This window comes from Gammaproteobacteria bacterium, from assembly GCA_035546635.1.
Lineage (GTDB): Bacteria > Pseudomonadota > Gammaproteobacteria > JAURND01 > JAURND01 > DASZWJ01.
The window spans coordinates 1-1918 of sequence record DASZWJ010000015.1; the positions used below are offsets into that span (position 1 = coordinate 1).

At 39.8% G+C, this 1918-nt stretch carries 2 protein-coding genes; both read right to left on the reverse strand.

Annotated elements, in window-relative coordinates; translation table 11 throughout:
* Positions 1–606: 606 nt before the first annotated feature.
* Positions 607–1581 carry a response regulator gene (locus tag VHE99_02750; GenBank protein ID HVV67944.1) on the reverse strand — a complete coding sequence of 325 codons (975 nt, stop codon included), beginning with the start codon at positions 1579–1581 and terminating at the stop codon, positions 607–609.
* A gap of 3 nt (positions 1582–1584) precedes the next feature.
* Positions 1585–1918 (reverse strand): ATP-binding protein (locus VHE99_02755; protein ID HVV67945.1); only part of this gene is annotated, 334 nt, incomplete at its 5' end.

Here is a 1918-nt window from a genome sequence, read left to right on the forward strand (position 1 = left end):
ATTAAGTGAAAACCTGTTGAATGAAGTCAAAGCTTATTGCCAATGGGCTGGGATTGAGCGCACGGGGGAATTTTTCATTCAAGCGGTGGACTATATCTTGAAAAATGACAAGGAATGGCGCAAGGTTTCGACGCAGCAATCCACGCTTACCTAGGCCGGAATTACAAAGTACCTTTTACATTAGTGAAAAATTTACAGTTAAGATAAAATAAGTCATATATTCCAATTGAAAAAGGAGTGCTACTTATGGAAAGGCAGCCTATGGGTCGTTTTGTGCCTTGTATTTGCACCGTTGGAGAGGAACATATGCCCGCCGTTGCAGTAGTTACTGATAAAGAAACCACCCGAAGTGTTAATTGAAAGTGTCCGAATGGATTATATAAGCCATGACCCATGAAAGCTTATAACCAAGCGCTGGAAGATTATAATAATGCGCTTAACGAGGTTGAGTCTATCACGATAGAAATGAGCGCTCGCAATCCCTGGTGTCTGCTTTAAAGCAAAAAGGCTATGTATTGACACCTAAAACAATTCAAAGTTTGATGCTTAATGCTACGTCGCATGATACCTTGCATTGATTACAATGTTCCTTACTCAATGTGTGGGTTAAATGCCCTCTAGAAAAGATTGATAACTGGTTATAGTCTGACAGGGATTCTGAGTGTACCAACCTTCAACAATACAGTAATACATTTCTCTATCGGGTAATTGGATGGCATCTTGAATGACCCAGTCTTTAAAGGCGGGTATCACAAGGCTCTCAGGTGGAAGGCAGACTAGTTTAGTTTTATTCGCCAAACTGGCTAGGATTTTTTTGGGTACAGATTTTTCAGTGGCAGCCATATCATAAAACAGCTCTATATCAGCTGGTGTACGCACGATTAACCAAGTGGGTTCGCCATTGGCATTCAACATTAAAAAACTACCGGATTGATCGAGCAAATAATACTCTAAAGCCTGGTGTTTTGCTTTGGCGTCCTGAAATAATTTCTGATAGTGATTATCTTGTAGTGGGTGATCTTTCTGGATTAGAAGCGGTTCTAATATCGCAGTAGATAATTCTGCAAAATAGTCATGTTGAAGTTCATTGATGTAGCGGATTAACTGCTCATGATAATTTGGATCGCTTTTTAATATAAATCGATCAATTTCTCTCCGATTAAAAGCGGCTATTGCCGTGTGTTGGTCGGCTTCGCCAGTCAGCAGAATAACTTTTAGGGGAATTCTTGACTTTAGCATACGCGCCACTTCCAAACCATTTTGACTGGGCATGTCATAATCGACCACCAGTATCCCAGCTCTTTCAAAGCGTTTAGAGTTAAATATTTCCTGATGGATGTTGGAGATTTCAATATCCACAGAAAATTTGCTGAACTCCTCTTCCTGCAACTGCAAGTATTGTGCTTTTAATGCATTTTGCCAGCTATGGTTATTTAAGAGGAATTGTTGTGCTTGCACTGGCGTGGTGAATAGCTGACATTTAAACTGGTCTGACATGGCTAATGAAAGACTGTTAATAAATTCAGCATCATCGTCTAATAAGACAATTTGTGTGGGGTGATAAAGTGCAGATATTTGCATGGTTTACTCCTGTTGGGTTAACTTCCTTGGAAAAGTGAGAATGAATTCGGTGTATTCTTGCCATTCTGATTGGCAGGTGATACTGCCGCCGAAGCTTTTTAAGGTCATGGCACAAAATGCTAAGCCAATGCCGGTGCCTTTGTTAGTATCCATCGTAAAGAAAGGATCAAAAATTTTTGGTAGATTTTCGGGTTTAATACCCGCACCTGTGTCTTTAAAATGAATCTGGTTATGCCTTGGATGATGTTCCAACCAAATATGGATGTTTCCTTTGCCTGCCTTGCGGATAAAATAGATAGCATTCTTAAATAAATTAAACAGGACATGTATTAGTAAC

What these genes read in the sequence shown, in the direction of transcription:
- VHE99_02750 (HVV67944.1), bottom strand. Translation starts at nt 1,581, where the DNA reads ATGCAAATATCTGCACTTTATCACCCCACACAAATTGTCTTATTAGAC.